Genomic DNA, 15195 nt, shown 5'->3' with positions numbered 1-15195 from the left:
AATGTCTGAAAATAGAGGCATAAGTAAATCGGTGCTGTATTTGATGTCTGCCAGTGCCGGTTTTGTAGTAGCCAATAATTACTACAATCAACCCTTATTAAATTTAATAGCGAACGATTTTGATGTATCTGAAGCGGCCGTGAGTAATGTCCCATTATTCACGCAGCTTGGTTATGCCTTTGGACTGTTGTTTATAATTCCGTTAGGAGATAAATTCCCGCGGAAGAAAATGGTGATGATAGATTTCATTTTCATCATTATTGGCCTTTTGGCAATGGCCATTGCACCAAGCTTACCCATATTAATTATATCAGGATTCATAGTAGGGTTTTCCTGTGTAGTGCCCCAGGTATTTGTACCCATGGCCGCACAATTGGCGAAACCTGAAAATAAGGGTAGTGCGATAGGTATTGTTATGAGCGGACTCCTTATTGGAATCCTCGGGAGTAGATTCATCAGCGGTTATGTAGGAGAATATTTTGGATGGCGAGCTATGTATTATGGAGCTACCGCAATGATGCTCGTGCTATGGTTACTTCTAAAATTGAAACTACCCGAACTTCAGCCAGATTTTAAAGGAACTTATAAAGAACTCATGCGTTCTACCTGGCATTATTTCAAAACTGAAAGTCCGGTGCGCCTGGCTGCACTAAGAGGTGGATTGGGATTTGCTGGTTTCAGTGCTTTCTGGACCACGCTGGTATTTGTAATGGAAGATAACTTTAATTATGGAAGCGGTGTTGCCGGAGCTTTTGGGTTGCTGGGAATAGGAGGAGCGCTTGCAGCAACGGTCATAGGTAAGTTAAGCGACCGCATGAATAAAAATAATTTGATCACCCTGGCAACAGTCATTATGCTATTAGCCTGGGTAATCTTTGAATTTTCAGGGAATTCTATCATTGGTTTGGTCATAGGAGTTCTATTGGTAGATATGGGATTACAATCACTACATATTACCAATCAGAATATTATATTTTCCAGGAATCAGAATGCCCGCAATAGAATTAATACCATTTATATGGTAGGATACTTTGCCGGAGGTGCCTTAGGGACGATTACCGGAGCTTACGCCTGGGAGCTTTTTCAATGGGAAGGAGTCGCATCATTAGGTCTTTTCTACACGATAATTATCCTTATTGCTCACTTTAGTTTCAAGAAAACTGAATCTGCTTAAAAATAGAGCACTAGGGGTTTGAATAATATAAAATAAGTTGTATTTTTGCACACCTTTTTGGCAGAAGACCGGAAATCCAAAAAGGCTTGAAAATCAAAACTATAAATAACTTCTGTAGTTTCTGTTTTGCTGAAAGATTTCCGAAGAAACACAGAATACAAATTTAGGAGTCAGTAATGGCTGAAGAAACAAAAAACAAAGAAGTTCAGGACAACACTGAAAATGTTGAGGTTCAGGACGTAGCAGGTATGGATTCTCAATCTCAACCTGAACAAGAAAAACAACAGGAAAATCCTGAGAAATTCCTTAAAGAATTCAACTGGCACAACTACGAAGAAGGAATTGATCCTATCGACGATAAGAAGCTGGAAGAATTTGAAAAACTGGTAGCAGCAAATTTCGTAGACACTTTAGATGACGAAGTTGTAACAGGAAAAGTAATTAATATTACAGATCGTGATGCAATTATCGATATCAACGCAAAAAGTGAAGGTGTAATTTCTCTTAACGAGTTTCGTTACAATCCAGACCTTAAAGAAGGTGATGACGTTGAAGTACTCATTGACGTTCGTGAAGATTCGACAGGTCAGTTGATCCTTTCTCACCGTAAGGCGAGAGTGATCAAGGCTTGGGAAAGAGTAAACACAGCACACGATGAAAGTCTTGTAGTAAACGGGTTTATTAAATGCCGTACTAAGGGTGGTATGATCGTGGACGTATTTGGTATTGAAGCTTTCTTACCTGGTTCACAAATTGATGTGAAGCCAATTAGAGACTACGATGCTTATGTAGGAAAGAACATGGAATTCAAAGTGGTTAAAATTAACCATGAATTCAAAAACGTTGTGGTTTCTCACAAAGCGCTTATCGAAGCAGATATCGAAGAGCAGAAGAAAGAGATCATCGGTCAGCTTGAAAAAGGTCAGGTACTTGAAGGTACTGTTAAGAATATCACTTCTTACGGTGTATTCGTTGATCTTGGAGGTGTTGATGGACTTGTACATATTACAGATCTTTCTTGGTCTAGAATCAACCATCCAAATGAGATCGTTGAGCTTGATCAGAAATTGAATGTTGTAATCCTTGATTTTGATGAATCTAAATCAAGAATTCAGTTAGGTCTTAAGCAACTTAGCCAACACCCATGGGATGCACTTAATGAGCAACTTAAAGTTGGTGACAATGTAAAAGGTAAAGTAGTTGTAATCGCAGATTACGGTGCATTTATTGAGGTTGCTGAAGGTGTTGAAGGTCTTATCCACGTTTCTGAAATGTCTTGGAGTACGCACTTGCGTTCAGCTCAGGATTTCGTAAATGTTGGTGATGAGGTAGAAGCACAAATTCTTACTTTAGATAGAGAAGACAGAAAAATGTCTCTTGGTATCAAGCAATTGAGCCAGGATCCATGGACTGATATTACTTCTAAGTATCCTGTAGGTTCTAAGCATGAAGGTATCGTTCGTAACTTTACTAACTTCGGAGTATTCGTTGAGTTAGAAGAAGGAATCGACGGACTTATTTATATCTCTGATCTTTCATGGACTAAGAAAATCAAGCATCCATCTGAATTTACGAATGTAGGTGATAAGCTTGAAGTAGTAGTTCTTGAGCTTGATGTTGAAGGTAGAAAACTTAGTCTTGGACATAAGCAGATCGAGGACAATCCTTGGGATAAGTATGAAAAAGACTTTGGAGTTGGATCTAAGCATACTGCAGCGATCACTGAGATCGTAGACAAAGGTGCTACTATAGACTTCAATGAAGATATCACGGCATTTATTCCGCAAAGACATCTTGAAAAAGAAGACGGAAGTAAACTGAAGCAGGGTGAAGGAGCAGAATTCCAAATTATTGAATTCAACAAAGAATTCAAGAGAGTGGTAGCTTCTCACATGGTAATTCACAAAGAAGAAGAGCAAAAAATTGTTAAGCAGGCTGCTAAGAAATCAGCTTCACAAGGCAAAGATAGCGCCACTACTATTGGTGATGTTAATGCTGATCTTCAAGCGTTGAAAGATAAAATGGAAGGTAAGAAATAATCTTTCCCGATATTTATAATTAAAAACCTCCTTAGGCAACTAAGGAGGTTTTTTTTGTGCCAAAATCTAAGAGTTCATTTATATAATAAAAATGTTGCATTGCTATTCAAGTCATTTTTAAAAGTTATTTATCTATTTCCAATCTTTTCCTTGATCTCCTGGTATATAACTTTTCAGTTTTAGTACTTATCATTTCGTCTACTTTCAGAATAGATGGTATTGCAAGCAAAACATATATCATAGTAAAACAACAACCTGTAGGTTTCAATTTTGAATAAGAATTTACTTTCATAGATTAATTTAAAAAATCGTTGAAATTCAGAATATCGCAATTAAAACACTTCATAGTTGTTAATTATAAACTAATAATCATAAATATATAAAAAATTGAGAACCAAGCACTTGTCTGTTCCGTATGTATTATAAATGTCCCCCCGATATTTATTAACCATTAAATATTTTATTATGAAAAAACCCATCATTAATGTGGAGTTTTCAGATTTACGATCTGAACAGAAAGACAATTCACGGAGAAAATTTCTCAAAAAATCCGGACTGCTAGTAGCAGGCACCGGGCTTTTTATGTATTCCTGTAGCGATGAAAACCTGGAGGAAGATTTCCAGGTAGCAGATGCAAATGGAAAAGGAAGCGGACAGGGACAGGTATTTAATCTGGGAAAAGGTGATTTGGCTATTCTGAATTACGCTTATATCCTGGAACAGCTGGAAGCAGCATTTTATGCTAATGTAGTAACCGATACCGGATTATCATTTTCACCAGTAGAAGACAACGAAGAGCAAATCTTTACAGAATTGTATTATCATGAGGTAATACATCGTGAATTCTTTAAAAAGGCTCTAAATACAGTTGCACCTCCGGGGAAAGTAGCACCAGATCTAGATTTTAATTTTAGCAGTGTAGATTTTACAGATAGGCAGCAGGTGTTAACTGTCTCGCAAATCTTAGAAGATACTGGAGTTTCAGCTTATAATGGTGCGGGCACGCTCCTGGAAAATCTTGACTACTTACTGGTAGCAGGAAAAATTGTTTCTGTGGAAGCAAGACATGCTTCAGCAATTAGAAACCTGATTGCACCTGGTACGACCAATTTTGCTTCAGATGATATCCTGGTTAAACTTTTTGGTACCGGACCGGCATACGATAAAGCTACTCCACCGCTAGAAGTTCTTCAAGCTGTAAAGGCTACGGGATTCTTAGAAACCAAGCTTATTACCAACAATTTTCCAACTGCGTAACTGAATCTCAATTTTAAATAAAAAATTATGAATATTATAAAATTCTTAGAAAATATTTCCGATCCCGAGGTATTGAACGCTCGGATGTCGCGAAGAAATACCCTGAATAAAATTAAAAATACAGGCAAAGACCTTGCATTGGTTTCTATTCCATTTGCAATGGCCGCAACCAGTAAAAATACTTCCGCAGCAACCATGTCTATGGCATCTGCTGCCTACCAGGCTTCTCCTACTGAAGTACTCAACTTTGCATTGACGCTGGAATACCTGGAACGAAATTTCTACCAGATGGGAATTGATTCCGGTGTGATTCCAGAAGCTGATAGAGACGTTTTTGGATTGATCCTGGATCATGAAAAAGCTCATGTTAATTTTCTTGTAGCAGCCCTTGGAGATGCAGCGGTCGGTGAACCAAATTTTGATTTTTCTGCAGGTCTTGGGTTAATGCCTTTTGACGATTATAATACATTTCTTGCTTTGTCTCAGGGGTTTGAAGACACCGGTGTAAGAGCCTATAAAGGTCAGGCCGGGGCTTTGGCAAATGATGATGCACTCTTGGAGTACGCTTTACAAATTCATTCGGTAGAAGCCAGACATGCCAGTCAGGTAAGAAGAATGAGAGGCTCTAAAGGTTGGATCACATTTGATAATCACAATCTGGGTGATGCTTTTGATCCGATATATGCGGGAGAAGCAAATACCACCCATCTTGGAATAAACCTTTCGGGCGAATTTCCAAACTTCGGTGGAGATGCTGCCGTTACCGAAGCTTTTGATGAACCATTAACCATGGCAGAAGTAAATGCCATTGCTGGTCTTTTTATTGCATAGGGAAAATAATTGCTATGATGAATCCCGGAAATTTTCCGGGATTTTATTTTTTAATGTTTTTTCTTAGATATAATTATCTCCTTTCCACTCATAATAATTACTGAATTAAAATGATAAAGAGAATCCAGATTATATAAAAGCCTACTAAAATTTTGGAGAAAAGTTTCAAATAATTTCACAGATCATTTTAATTTAGCTGGAGTAAATTGATAGCCAATACCTGTTAAATTTTAATTAACTGGCAATTCGTAATAGTATAGCAGTAAGTACCGGAAATAATCCTTATCATTGAATATGAAAAAAAGATACTGGGCTATCTTTATTTTTATTTTAGCCCTTGCCATCACTTATGTTTCAGGTCCTGTTCCTTCTAAACCTGAGTATTCAAATAATTTACCGGAATTACCTGAAAACCTTCAGGTTCTTAAAAATTATATAGCGAAAAAAGAAGATTCCATGCCAGTTCGTAAAGATAACGAAGCAAGGATTATATGGCAACATAATGATTTTCAAAAGACAGAATATAGCATAGTTTATCTACATGGTTTTTCGGGAAGCTACAGGGATGGATATCCTGTAAATAAAAATATAGCCGATGCGCTTAAAGCAAATATTTACATGGCGAGATGGGCTGGTCATGGATTAGAACCAGCAGCAGCTTTAGAAAATTTTTCAGCAGAAAATGCCTGGGAATCCGCTAAGGAAGCCTTGATTATAGGTAGTAAGATTGGCGAAAAAGTAATTATAATGAGCACTTCTACCGGTGGGACACTTGCTATTAAATTGGCTGCAGAATTTCCCGATCGCGTTCATGCGTTGATTAATCTCTCACCAAATCTGGAAGATGATCAACCCGGAACCTTTGTTCTAAATTCTCCCTGGGGATATGAAATAGCGAATCTTATATCCTTCGGAAAGATGAAAAAGATTGAGCATAAACAGAAATTAGCCAGACAATACTGGGATACAATATATCCTTCAAAAGCACTGGTAGATCTTCAGGTACTGGTTGAAACTACTATGCTCCCAAATACATTTAAGAAAGTAACCTGTCCTGTTCTAACTCTTTATTACCACAGAAATTTTATTGAAGAAGATGAGCATGTAGAATTGAGCACTTATAAAGACGCCCACAAATTATTATCCACAGCAGATTCAGTAAACGTATTGAAGCCATTAAAAACACCCGGCACACATTTTATTGGAAGCCAAATAAAATCTAAAGACACTAATGTTGTAGAAAGAGAAATTATTGATTTTCTGAAAAATAAGATGGAAATAAATTTTTAAAGGTTTAGATAAAATTGAAGGTATAGACACATAATATGCTAAGGCGAATTTACATATTTCAGGAAAGCATACTTCGAATCCTGAAAATTAGTAATATCGGGGTATAGCTTTTTTAACCCAGTCTAAAAAAAACATTACTTTTGTTGCAATCTACAAATAGTCTTATGAGCCGAAAAGTACTACTAGACTCTAATCAACTCAATATTATTCTACATCGCCTGGCTTGTCAACTGGTAGAAAAACATACAGATTTTAAGAATACGGTACTTGTGGGAATCCAACCCAGGGGAATCTATGTAAGCAATAGAATTGAGAAAATTTTAAAAGACGAATATGGCTTAAAGGATATTAGAACCGGCCAGTTGGATATTACATTTTATAGAGACGATTTTAGAAGAGGAGAGAAGCCTCTGGAAGCGAATAAAACCATGATTGATTTCGTAGTAGAAGATAAACGAGTGGTTTTTATTGACGATGTTCTTTATACCGGACGAAGCATTCGTGCGGCATTAACGGCAATTCAGTCGTTTGGAAGACCAAAGGAAATAGAGCTTTTAAGTTTGATAGATAGAAGGTTTAGTAGACATTTACCCATTCAGCCGGACTATAATGGCAGGCAGGTAGATGCAATTAATGAAGAAAAAGTAAAGGTGAGCTGGGAGGAGAACGATGGAGAAGATGCGGTTTACCTTATTTCAAAATAGATAAAAAATGAGCAGCGAATTAAGTGTAGATCACTTATTAGGAATCAAATATCTAAAACCTGAAGATATAGAGCTTATCTTCAAAACAGCCGATCATTTTAAGGAAGTAATTAATCGGCCCATAAAGAAAGTTCCTTCATTAAGAGATATTACCATTGCCAATCTATTCTTTGAAAACAGCACCAGAACAAGACTTTCTTTTGAACTAGCCGAAAAGCGATTAAGTGCAGATGTTATAAATTTTTCAGCTGCATCTTCTTCTGTTAAAAAAGGAGAGACTCTTATAGATACTGTAAATAATATACTTTCAATGAAAGTGGACATGGTGGTGATGCGTCATCCAAATCCGGGAGCGGGTATTTTCCTTTCCAAACATGTAGATGCAAGTATTATTAACGCGGGGGATGGAGCGCATGAACATCCAACTCAGGCATTATTAGATTCCTATTCTATAAGGGAAAAACTAGGAGATGTAAGAGGTAAGAAAGTAGTGATTGTTGGAGATATTCTTCATAGTAGGGTAGCACTTTCAAATATTTTTGCACTGAAACTTCAAGGTGCTGAAGTTAAAGTATGTGGACCAAAAACCTTACTGCCAAAGCATATAGAATCTCTTGGAGTAGGAGTGGAGATGAATTTAAAGACTGCCCTGGAATGGTGTGATGTGGCCAATATGTTACGTGTTCAAAATGAGCGGATGGATATTAGCTATTTTCCCAGTACCAGGGAATATGTAAAGCAATTTGGATTAAATAAGAAGTTGCTCGATAGTTTAAAAAAGGAGATAGTTATCATGCATCCTGGCCCTATAAATCGCGGAGTAGAGATTACAAGTGATGTTGCAGACTCTGAGCATGCCATTATATTAGATCAGGTTCAAAACGGAGTTGCGGTGAGAATGGCTGTGATCTATCTTCTGGCATCAAAGATCAAACAATAATCACGACTTTAAAGAGGTTTTCTTTTTACTTAACTTAGACAGAAATTAGAAATTGTATATGAAAACTGCCAAAAAAGAGAATTTTCTGCTTATCGAGAATGAAAATGATTCTCTAACCGACTTTTCTTCGGAACTTACCAAACACCATAATGATATTGAGAATGAAAATATCGTTGTGAACTTAATTAGATATAAAGATATAGCTGCGGATCGCTTACTGGCGTTTCTTGAAATATCGAATTTGCATAGAAAAGCAAATAAAAGCTTTGTTCTGGTTAATGATGCTGTTGGAATAGATGAGCTTCCGGAAGAATTAGTGGTAGTGCCTACACTTCAGGAAGCTGAAGATATGATACAAATGGACGAAATTCAGAGAGAACTGGGATTTTAAAAATCTCTACAGCTTTCTAATTGAAAATGAAGATTGAATGAAAATCACCATTCTTGGTTGTTATGCAGCCACCCCCCGAAGTTTTACCAATCCTACTTCCCAGGTTCTGGAGATAAAAAACCATTTATTTCTTATAGACTGTGGTGAGGGCACACAAGTTCAGCTACGACGTAATAAGATCAAATTTTCAAAAATAAAGCACATCTTTATTTCTCATTTGCATGGGGATCATTTTTATGGTTTGGTAGGTCTGGTGTCTACTTTCAGACTGCTTAATCGTGAAAGTGAATTGCATATTTATGGTCCAAAGGGAATTAAGGAGATTATAACCTTACAATTGAAATTGGCAAATTCCTGGACTAACTTCCCGTTGATCTTTCACGAGCTGACTTCTAAGGAACCTGAATTGTTATTTGAAGACACCCAGGTTAGTGTGAGTACGCTGCCTCTTAAGCACAGGGTTTATACCAATGGATTTCTTTTTAAAGAAAAGGAAGGGGATAGGAGATTGCTAATGGACAAGGCTGAAGAGTACAATATTGATTATACACTTTTCAAAAGTCTGAAAAAGGGAAAAGATGTAGTTTCTGAAGACGGAAAACTTATCCCTAACCGTTTAGTGACTGAAGATCCATCGCCTCCAAAATCTTATGCTTTTTGTAGTGATACAGTATTTGATATGGATCTGGTACCTATGATCAAGAATACCACCGCACTATACCATGAATCTACTTTTCTTGAAGATCAGTTAGAGCTAGCCTTTCCTACAAAACATTCTACCGCAAAACAGGCAGCAACTATTGCGAAAGCTGCTGATGTACAAAAACTTATCCTGGGTCATTATTCAACGAGGTATCAAAATATCGAATTGTTTCGTACAGAAGCCTCTGAAATCTTTTCTGAAATCATTTTAGCCGATGATGGAGAGGAAATAATCGTTGAATAACCATCTTTTAATACAAACTATTTTAGGTTGTTAGTCGACTGACTCACAGCATATTTACCGTAAATTCCTACAATAAATGTTAAAATACTCCAAAATTTAGCATTTTCTTAGCTTTCATGTGTTCTTAATCGATAAAAGATGTAGATTTATCTTCCCTGAATCTAATATCTGAACCTATGAAACAAATTACTTTAACAAGCTTTATGTTAATATTTTGTGCGGTATTTCTTACCTCTTGCGCAAAGGATAGCATTAATGAAGAGGTTTCTTCTTATGACCAAACGGTAACCGAAAGGTTAGAGTATAATTATAACGGGATCGAGGTTGAAATTTTGGACGAATTAAATTTATATAGAAGAGCGCTTGGTTTAAGTGAATTGAAAGCACTGGTAAATGTTTCTGTTGAGTCTGAAGGGCACAACGAATATATGATCAATAAAGGTGTAGTAAGCCATGATAATTTTTCGCAAAGAGCATCATTTCTTATACAGGAGGTAGGAGCAAGTAAAGTTGCAGAGAATGTAGGCTACGGTTATAGAACTTCAGAAGCTGTGGTTAATGCCTGGTTGAAGAGCAAAGGACATAGAGAAAACGTTGAAGGTGATTTTACCCATTTCGGAATTTCAGTTAGACAGGATGCAGATGGAAAAAATTATTTCACCAATATTTTTATCAAAAAATAAAATAATAAAGTTTTGTTTCCCCCCAAATCGAAAAAAAGGGTTCAGGCTAGAGGCTGACCCTTTTTTTTGTTCTTATATTTACGTTTTAAAATGTTAATTGAGAAAGCTCTTTAACATAATAAAAATTCAATTCTAAAATCAACCTTCCATAATTCACCGGTTAAGAGAATTTAATAATATAAACTTTTAATTAGTATTTAATTAAGATCATTTACTGTATTTCAATAATAAAAAAGTTCAGGATATTAACCTGAACTTTTTTTCTTTTAATAAAATTATGCTCTTTAAAGTGATGTTCTAATCTATTTATCGAGCTTTGGAAGTTCGTTAATATACATTCTTTGATATTCAATATTATTCATATCACTCTCGCCAAGTTGCTGAAAGTCCAGTCTTTTTATAGCAGATTTGCCAATTTGTGATCTGCCTAAAATAGAATTGATAGCTGTTTCCAGTAGAGGTTCATTTTCATCACCAAGAATTCCAAAGTCATTTAAGTTTTCGGTATAAACAATATCCGGTTGTAATCCATCAACATAATCTGATTTTCCCGCAGAATTAATCGATTTGAAAACTAGGGGTTGCATTGCGTAAGTATGATTAGTGCTTGCGTCATCCTTAGCAAAATCGTCACTATCATACAAAGTGACCGAAGCCTGAAATTTTCCTACCGTTCTATCACCAACCTGAACCACATTAATGTATGGATCAAGACCATTTATGATAAGCTCACTGGCCGAAGCACTGGATGCAGAGGTAAGAACATAAACTTCAGAAAGGTTCAAACTATTAATAAGATTGCCGTTTCTAAGCTTATTATCAAAACGATTTATAAGAGCTTCCGGATTTTGAGTTTCATAGAAATTCTGATATTTATCATTCCAGCGTTCCTTTATAAAAACCTTATCATTGAACTGACCCGTGATCATACTTGCAAGGTCTTTCGCAGACTCTACAGATCCACCGCCATTATATCTTAGGTCAAGAACTAAATTAGTCACACCATTTGCTTTAAATTCGGCAAATGCATCATTTAACTCATCATCAAAGTTAGCTGTAAAGCTGTTGTACATTATATAACCAATTTTTTTTCCGGAGATTTCAAATGTCTTTGCGATATAAACCGGATTTTCAGTATAAGCATCATCGCTCAAATTTACCGTTTCATCGGTTAGTACAATTTGATTGTTCTCTATGTAACCAACATTAATAGTAAAATTTTCTTTATCTATCAAACTTGAAAAATTAGCGGAGGTTAGTTTCTGACCATTTATTTCAGTAAAAATGTTACCTCTTTTCAAACCGGCCTCAGAAGCCGAAGTATTGGGTAAAACATATCTAATAAGTCCGAATACATTTCCGGTGCCTGAAATTTGACCTACACCAAACTTAATACCTGTTGCACCGCTCATTCCTTCAAAACGTTCTTCCAAACTATTATAATCATCGGTTATAAAGCTGAAACGATCAAAATTAGCAGTTAGATTATCGAATAACATCTCGGGAGAAGTAGCATTTGCCAGAAACTCATTTCTATTATTAGAAGAACTGAAATGAGTATCAGCAAGTTCAGGCACATCTGCCTTATAAAGATATAGTTCATTAAGGCCATTGTAAATAAAGCTCTCAACTTCTAACTCATCATTTTCGGTACTATTTGTAGCTTTATTTTCTGAGGCTGTATTATCAATAATGTCTTCATCTTTTGAGCATGATGCAAGTATTGAAATTAGAAAACTACTCAGTATAAATATGTTTTTAAGTTTCATCAGGTGTATTTTTAGCAGAAAATCTGTTAGATTTTTCATTGTTAAATAGATGTTTCAGTAACTATGCCAGAAAGTGTTAAAGGGCTTTTGAGCTAATATAGAAACCTAAACTGCTAATATATACGTAGATAAATGGAAAAAGGTTCAGGCTAGAGGCTGAACCTTTTTCTCTTCAATCGATTTGTTGGGGTCGATTTGAATTATCCTGATAATCATCCTTAGTCTGATAATTACCCCGTCATCGATGCTGAGTTTAAAGTAATATTAAATAGAAAGAGGCTAACTGAATTTTTCTGTCTGCATCCGCGCCGGCGCTATATGCAATAGGGGGGGATACAGTAAAAAATCCAGAGCGCCTCTTTCCTTCTGGTTAGTTATATGGTTATTCCATTTTTACTACGCTAAACATAGATCTTCTGTTTAACTGATGATCTTTTTCAGAACAACGGTCACAGTCTATCGCTGGTTTAGTTTCGCCATAACCTTTGAATTCAACGATTCTATCTTCTGAAATTCCTTTTGAAACCAGGTAATCATATGTGGACTTGGCTCTTCTTTCTGCAAGCTTTTCGTTATAAGAATTGGTTCCTCTACGATCTGTATGCGAACCTATTTCTATAACAAGTTCTGGATATTCATCTTTCATAAGAGCTACCAGTTTATCTAATTCTGTGGCAGCATCAGGTCTTATATTGGATTTGTCAAAATCGAAATAGATATTGTCAATTTCAGCAAGATATTCTACATCCTTTACAGGGCTTAATTCAATATCATAGATCATTTCCTCTTTTTCATCAGAATCCATAGTGCTTATTTCTCCTTCAAAAGTCTCATACTCAATTTCCTTTGCTTCCACAGGAAACTTTTTATCTCTGGCAATCTCAGTTTCGTAGTTGCCTTCTTCATCTGTTTCCAGAAAAGCTATTTCTTTTTTATTTTCATCCATTAACCTTACCGTTGCAGCTGCTATAGGACTTCCATTCACGGCATCGGTAACCTGACCTTTTAGGATAAGCGGATTCAATTTATTGAATACAAATATGTCATCACTTCCACCTTCACGGTTAGTTGAGATGTACCCCTCTTTGGAATCTGAAACCTGGAAATAGGCAAAATCATCCATATTACTATTTACCGGTTCCCCTAAATTTTCAATTCCGTCTTCTTCAGTCATTCTGAAAATATCAAACAAGCCTAATCCCGCGTGGCCATTAGATGAAAAGTATAATGTTCCATCTGTATCCATAAATGGGAAAGTCTCGTCGAATTCGGTATTCACAGGTTCCCCTAGATTTTCTGGTGTTCCGAAGTTTCCATTTTCATCAACTGAAACCATATAAATATCGGTTCCTCCGAATCCATTTGGCATATCTGAAGTGAAATAAAGTGTTTTCCCGTCTGATGATAGGGAAGGATGTCCAACAGAATACTCATTACTGTTAAAAACAAGCTCCTTTACTTCAGCCCATCCATTTCCTGAATTTGTTGCTGAATATAATTTTAAATGGTTTGTTTTTTCTTTATCTCTTTTTCCCTCTTTATTTCCCAGGTAATTATTCCGTGTAAAATATATAGTATTACCATCTGGACTTACAACAGCAGGACCATCATGCAATTTAGTATTCACATCTCCGCCGATAGGACTTACATTGCCCGAAGCTTTATCTAAAACATAAATATCAAGAAATGGCTCACCATTCCAGCTATAGGTTTTATCTTTTACATTTACATGTTGTGCTCTGGCTGAAACGAAATATACCTGATCATCTTTCACAAAAACCCCAAAGTCACTAAACTCTGAATTGAAGTCGGAACTTTTAAGTTTATAGGTAGCTTTGCTTTTATATTCATCCTTATTAAGCATCGTCTGGATCTCATCAGATTGCTTACCGCTTTCGAGATATTTTCTAAGCCATTGTCTGGATTCGTCATAACGTTTAACTCCTCTGAGTGCCTGGGCATACTTGTAGTAATATTCAGAAGAAACAGTAGTATCCTCAATAATATCACCATAGTAAAAAACGGCATTCTCAGGACTTCTTAACATCATGTAAGTATCCCCTAATTTTTTAGAATTATAAGTGACATTATATTCGTTTTCAATTAGCTCTTTGTAAACATCGGTAGCTTCCAAATAGGCGAAATCTTTATAAAGTCTATCTGCTTTTTTTTGCTTTCCGCTCTGTGCCTGCATACTAAGTGAACAGGAGAGAAGTATTAAAAATAAAGAGTATATATTTTTCATAATCTACAGGCTTTTGGTTAGAAGAAACGTGGTGATTTATACCTGGTGTTTTTAAATCTGAATTCGTAAATCAATAAGAATTCATGAGAACCGGAAGTATATGGTTGAATGTCAGATATTGAATATTCATAAGCATATCCTGCCCTGAATCCGTCAAATAATTCTACATCTAAAAATGCTCCAATTGCGTCATCTATTCTATAATTCGCACCCAAATAAAATTTCTCATTAAAAATTCCAGTTGCGGTCATATCTACTGAAAGAGGTGCCCCACTGGTAGCTTTAACTAAGGCAGATGGCCTTAATTTAAAACTATCACTCAGATCAAAAACGTAACCTGAAGTAAGATAATAATGCACCTGCTCTAAAGCTTTGAATTCTTCCAGACGATTATTGTCTTTGTTGATTAGTTTTGGCGCTGAGAATCCCAGGTACCATTTCTGAGCTGAGAGGTAGGCCCCAGCTCCAAAATTTGGGGTCCACCGATTAAAATCATCAGAAAAGAAAGGATCATCTCCAAGTGTTGGATCATCAAGACCATAATAATATGCTCCCGCTTTTAAGCCTAATCTTAGCGTAACATCTGCACTAAGATCTACTCTATAAGAAAAGTCTCCATAGACGAAAGTGGTGTTTTCATCACCAATCTTGTCATTAATTACAGAGAGTCCTAAACCTATTTTATCATTCCTTAATGGGGAGTTGATAGATAGCGTTTGAGTTACAGGAGCTCCATCTACACCTGCCCATTGGTTTCGGTTAAGTGCTGTTATGGAAAACGCATCTCTACTGCCGGCATAAGCAGGGTTTATAGAAATTGTATTATACATATACTGCGTAAACTGAGGGAGCTGTTGCGAAAATCCTGGGGCTGCAACAAATAAAATTAATATGATTAAATAAACTTTTTTCATGGTTTCCCTTTT

General features: G+C 36.2%; 13 protein-coding genes. 10 read left to right on the top strand and 3 right to left on the bottom strand.

The window, feature by feature from the left end; genetic code table 11:
- Nucleotide 1: 1 nt before the first annotated feature.
- The 10 genes from GFO_RS08690 (at nucleotide 2) to GFO_RS08645 (ending at nucleotide 10255) form a co-directional block, all read left to right on the top strand.
- A complete protein-coding gene (locus GFO_RS08690) occupies nucleotides 2-1174 on the top strand; it encodes an MFS transporter (protein WP_011709729.1) in 1173 nt (390 codons plus the stop codon).
- A gap of 176 nt (nucleotides 1175-1350) precedes the next feature.
- Nucleotides 1351-3213 carry a 30S ribosomal protein S1 gene (rpsA, locus tag GFO_RS08685; protein ID WP_011709727.1) on the top strand — a complete coding sequence of 621 codons (1863 nt, stop codon included), beginning with the start codon at nucleotides 1351-1353 and terminating at the stop codon, nucleotides 3211-3213.
- A 465-nt stretch (nucleotides 3214-3678) separates the two neighbouring features.
- Nucleotides 3679-4470 (top strand): ferritin-like domain-containing protein, encoded by a 792-nt coding sequence (locus GFO_RS08680; protein WP_041250065.1) that lies wholly within the window; start codon nucleotides 3679-3681, stop codon nucleotides 4468-4470.
- A gap of 27 nt (nucleotides 4471-4497) precedes the next feature.
- Nucleotides 4498-5301 (top strand): ferritin-like domain-containing protein, encoded by an 804-nt coding sequence (locus tag GFO_RS08675; RefSeq protein WP_011709724.1) that lies wholly within the window; start codon nucleotides 4498-4500, stop codon nucleotides 5299-5301.
- 294 nt (nucleotides 5302-5595) lie between these two features.
- On the top strand, nucleotides 5596-6591 hold the full coding sequence (locus GFO_RS08670; RefSeq protein WP_011709723.1) for an alpha/beta hydrolase: 996 nt from the start codon (nucleotides 5596-5598) through the stop codon (nucleotides 6589-6591).
- Between the two features lie 164 nt (nucleotides 6592-6755).
- Nucleotides 6756-7295, top strand: a complete 540-nt coding sequence (pyrR, locus tag GFO_RS08665) for a bifunctional pyr operon transcriptional regulator/uracil phosphoribosyltransferase PyrR (protein WP_041250064.1) — start codon at nucleotides 6756-6758, stop codon at nucleotides 7293-7295.
- A gap of 7 nt (nucleotides 7296-7302) precedes the next feature.
- Nucleotides 7303-8235: an aspartate carbamoyltransferase catalytic subunit gene (locus GFO_RS08660; protein ID WP_011709721.1), complete on the top strand. Its 933-nt coding sequence runs from the start codon at nucleotides 7303-7305 to the stop codon at nucleotides 8233-8235.
- Between the two features lie 58 nt (nucleotides 8236-8293).
- Entirely contained in the window at nucleotides 8294-8626 is a 333-nt protein-coding gene (locus GFO_RS08655) for a hypothetical protein (protein WP_011709720.1), read from the top strand.
- 37 nt (nucleotides 8627-8663) lie between these two features.
- Nucleotides 8664-9572, top strand: coding sequence for a ribonuclease Z (locus GFO_RS08650; protein ID WP_011709719.1), 909 nt, complete (start codon nucleotides 8664-8666; stop codon nucleotides 9570-9572).
- Nucleotides 9573-9748: 176 nt separating this feature from the next.
- Nucleotides 9749-10255, top strand: a complete 507-nt coding sequence (locus GFO_RS08645) for a CAP domain-containing protein (RefSeq protein WP_011709718.1) — start codon at nucleotides 9749-9751, stop codon at nucleotides 10253-10255.
- 302 nt (nucleotides 10256-10557) lie between these two features.
- Here GFO_RS08645 and GFO_RS08640 read toward each other — a convergent pair whose 3' ends face one another.
- From GFO_RS08640 to GFO_RS08630, 3 genes are all read right to left on the bottom strand, one after another.
- Nucleotides 10558-12024, bottom strand: a complete 1467-nt coding sequence (locus GFO_RS08640; protein WP_041250315.1) for a S41 family peptidase — start codon at nucleotides 12022-12024, stop codon at nucleotides 10558-10560.
- A 382-nt stretch (nucleotides 12025-12406) separates the two neighbouring features.
- Entirely contained in the window at nucleotides 12407-14269 is a 1863-nt protein-coding gene (locus GFO_RS08635) for an OmpA family protein (RefSeq protein ID WP_011709716.1), read from the bottom strand.
- A gap of 17 nt (nucleotides 14270-14286) precedes the next feature.
- Complete coding sequence (locus GFO_RS08630) at nucleotides 14287-15183, bottom strand: PorP/SprF family type IX secretion system membrane protein (protein WP_011709715.1); 897 nt, start codon at nucleotides 15181-15183, stop codon at nucleotides 14287-14289.
- Nucleotides 15184-15195 lie beyond the last annotated feature (12 nt).

Origin of the sequence: Christiangramia forsetii KT0803 (assembly GCF_000060345.1) — a bacterium.
GTDB classification, from domain to species: domain Bacteria; phylum Bacteroidota; class Bacteroidia; order Flavobacteriales; family Flavobacteriaceae; genus Christiangramia; species Christiangramia forsetii.
The sequence above is the reverse complement of the archived record's forward strand: the minus strand, read 5'-3'. Positions and strand labels throughout refer to the sequence as shown.

Bases quoted from the DNA above. Each gene is read 5' to 3' on its own strand.
- pyrR (WP_041250064.1), top strand. From the start codon at position 6,756: ATGAGCCGAAAAGTACTACTAGACTCTAATCAACTCAATATTATTCTA.
- GFO_RS08635 (WP_011709716.1), bottom strand. From the start codon at position 14,269: ATGAAAAATATATACTCTTTATTTTTAATACTTCTCTCCTGTTCACTT.
- GFO_RS08650 (WP_011709719.1), top strand. From the start codon at position 8,664: ATGAAAATCACCATTCTTGGTTGTTATGCAGCCACCCCCCGAAGTTTT.
- GFO_RS08680 (WP_041250065.1), top strand. From the start codon at position 3,679: ATGAAAAAACCCATCATTAATGTGGAGTTTTCAGATTTACGATCTGAA.
- GFO_RS08640 (WP_041250315.1), bottom strand. From the start codon at position 12,024: ATGAAACTTAAAAACATATTTATACTGAGTAGTTTTCTAATTTCAATA.
- GFO_RS08670 (WP_011709723.1), top strand. From the start codon at position 5,596: ATGAAAAAAAGATACTGGGCTATCTTTATTTTTATTTTAGCCCTTGCC.
- GFO_RS08675 (WP_011709724.1), top strand. From the start codon at position 4,498: ATGAATATTATAAAATTCTTAGAAAATATTTCCGATCCCGAGGTATTG.
- GFO_RS08645 (WP_011709718.1), top strand. From the start codon at position 9,749: ATGAAACAAATTACTTTAACAAGCTTTATGTTAATATTTTGTGCGGTA.
- GFO_RS08660 (WP_011709721.1), top strand. From the start codon at position 7,303: ATGAGCAGCGAATTAAGTGTAGATCACTTATTAGGAATCAAATATCTA.
- rpsA (WP_011709727.1), top strand. From the start codon at position 1,351: ATGGCTGAAGAAACAAAAAACAAAGAAGTTCAGGACAACACTGAAAAT.
- GFO_RS08630 (WP_011709715.1), bottom strand. From the start codon at position 15,183: ATGAAAAAAGTTTATTTAATCATATTAATTTTATTTGTTGCAGCCCCA.
- GFO_RS08690 (WP_011709729.1), top strand. From the start codon at position 2: ATGTCTGAAAATAGAGGCATAAGTAAATCGGTGCTGTATTTGATGTCT.
- GFO_RS08655 (WP_011709720.1), top strand. From the start codon at position 8,294: ATGAAAACTGCCAAAAAAGAGAATTTTCTGCTTATCGAGAATGAAAAT.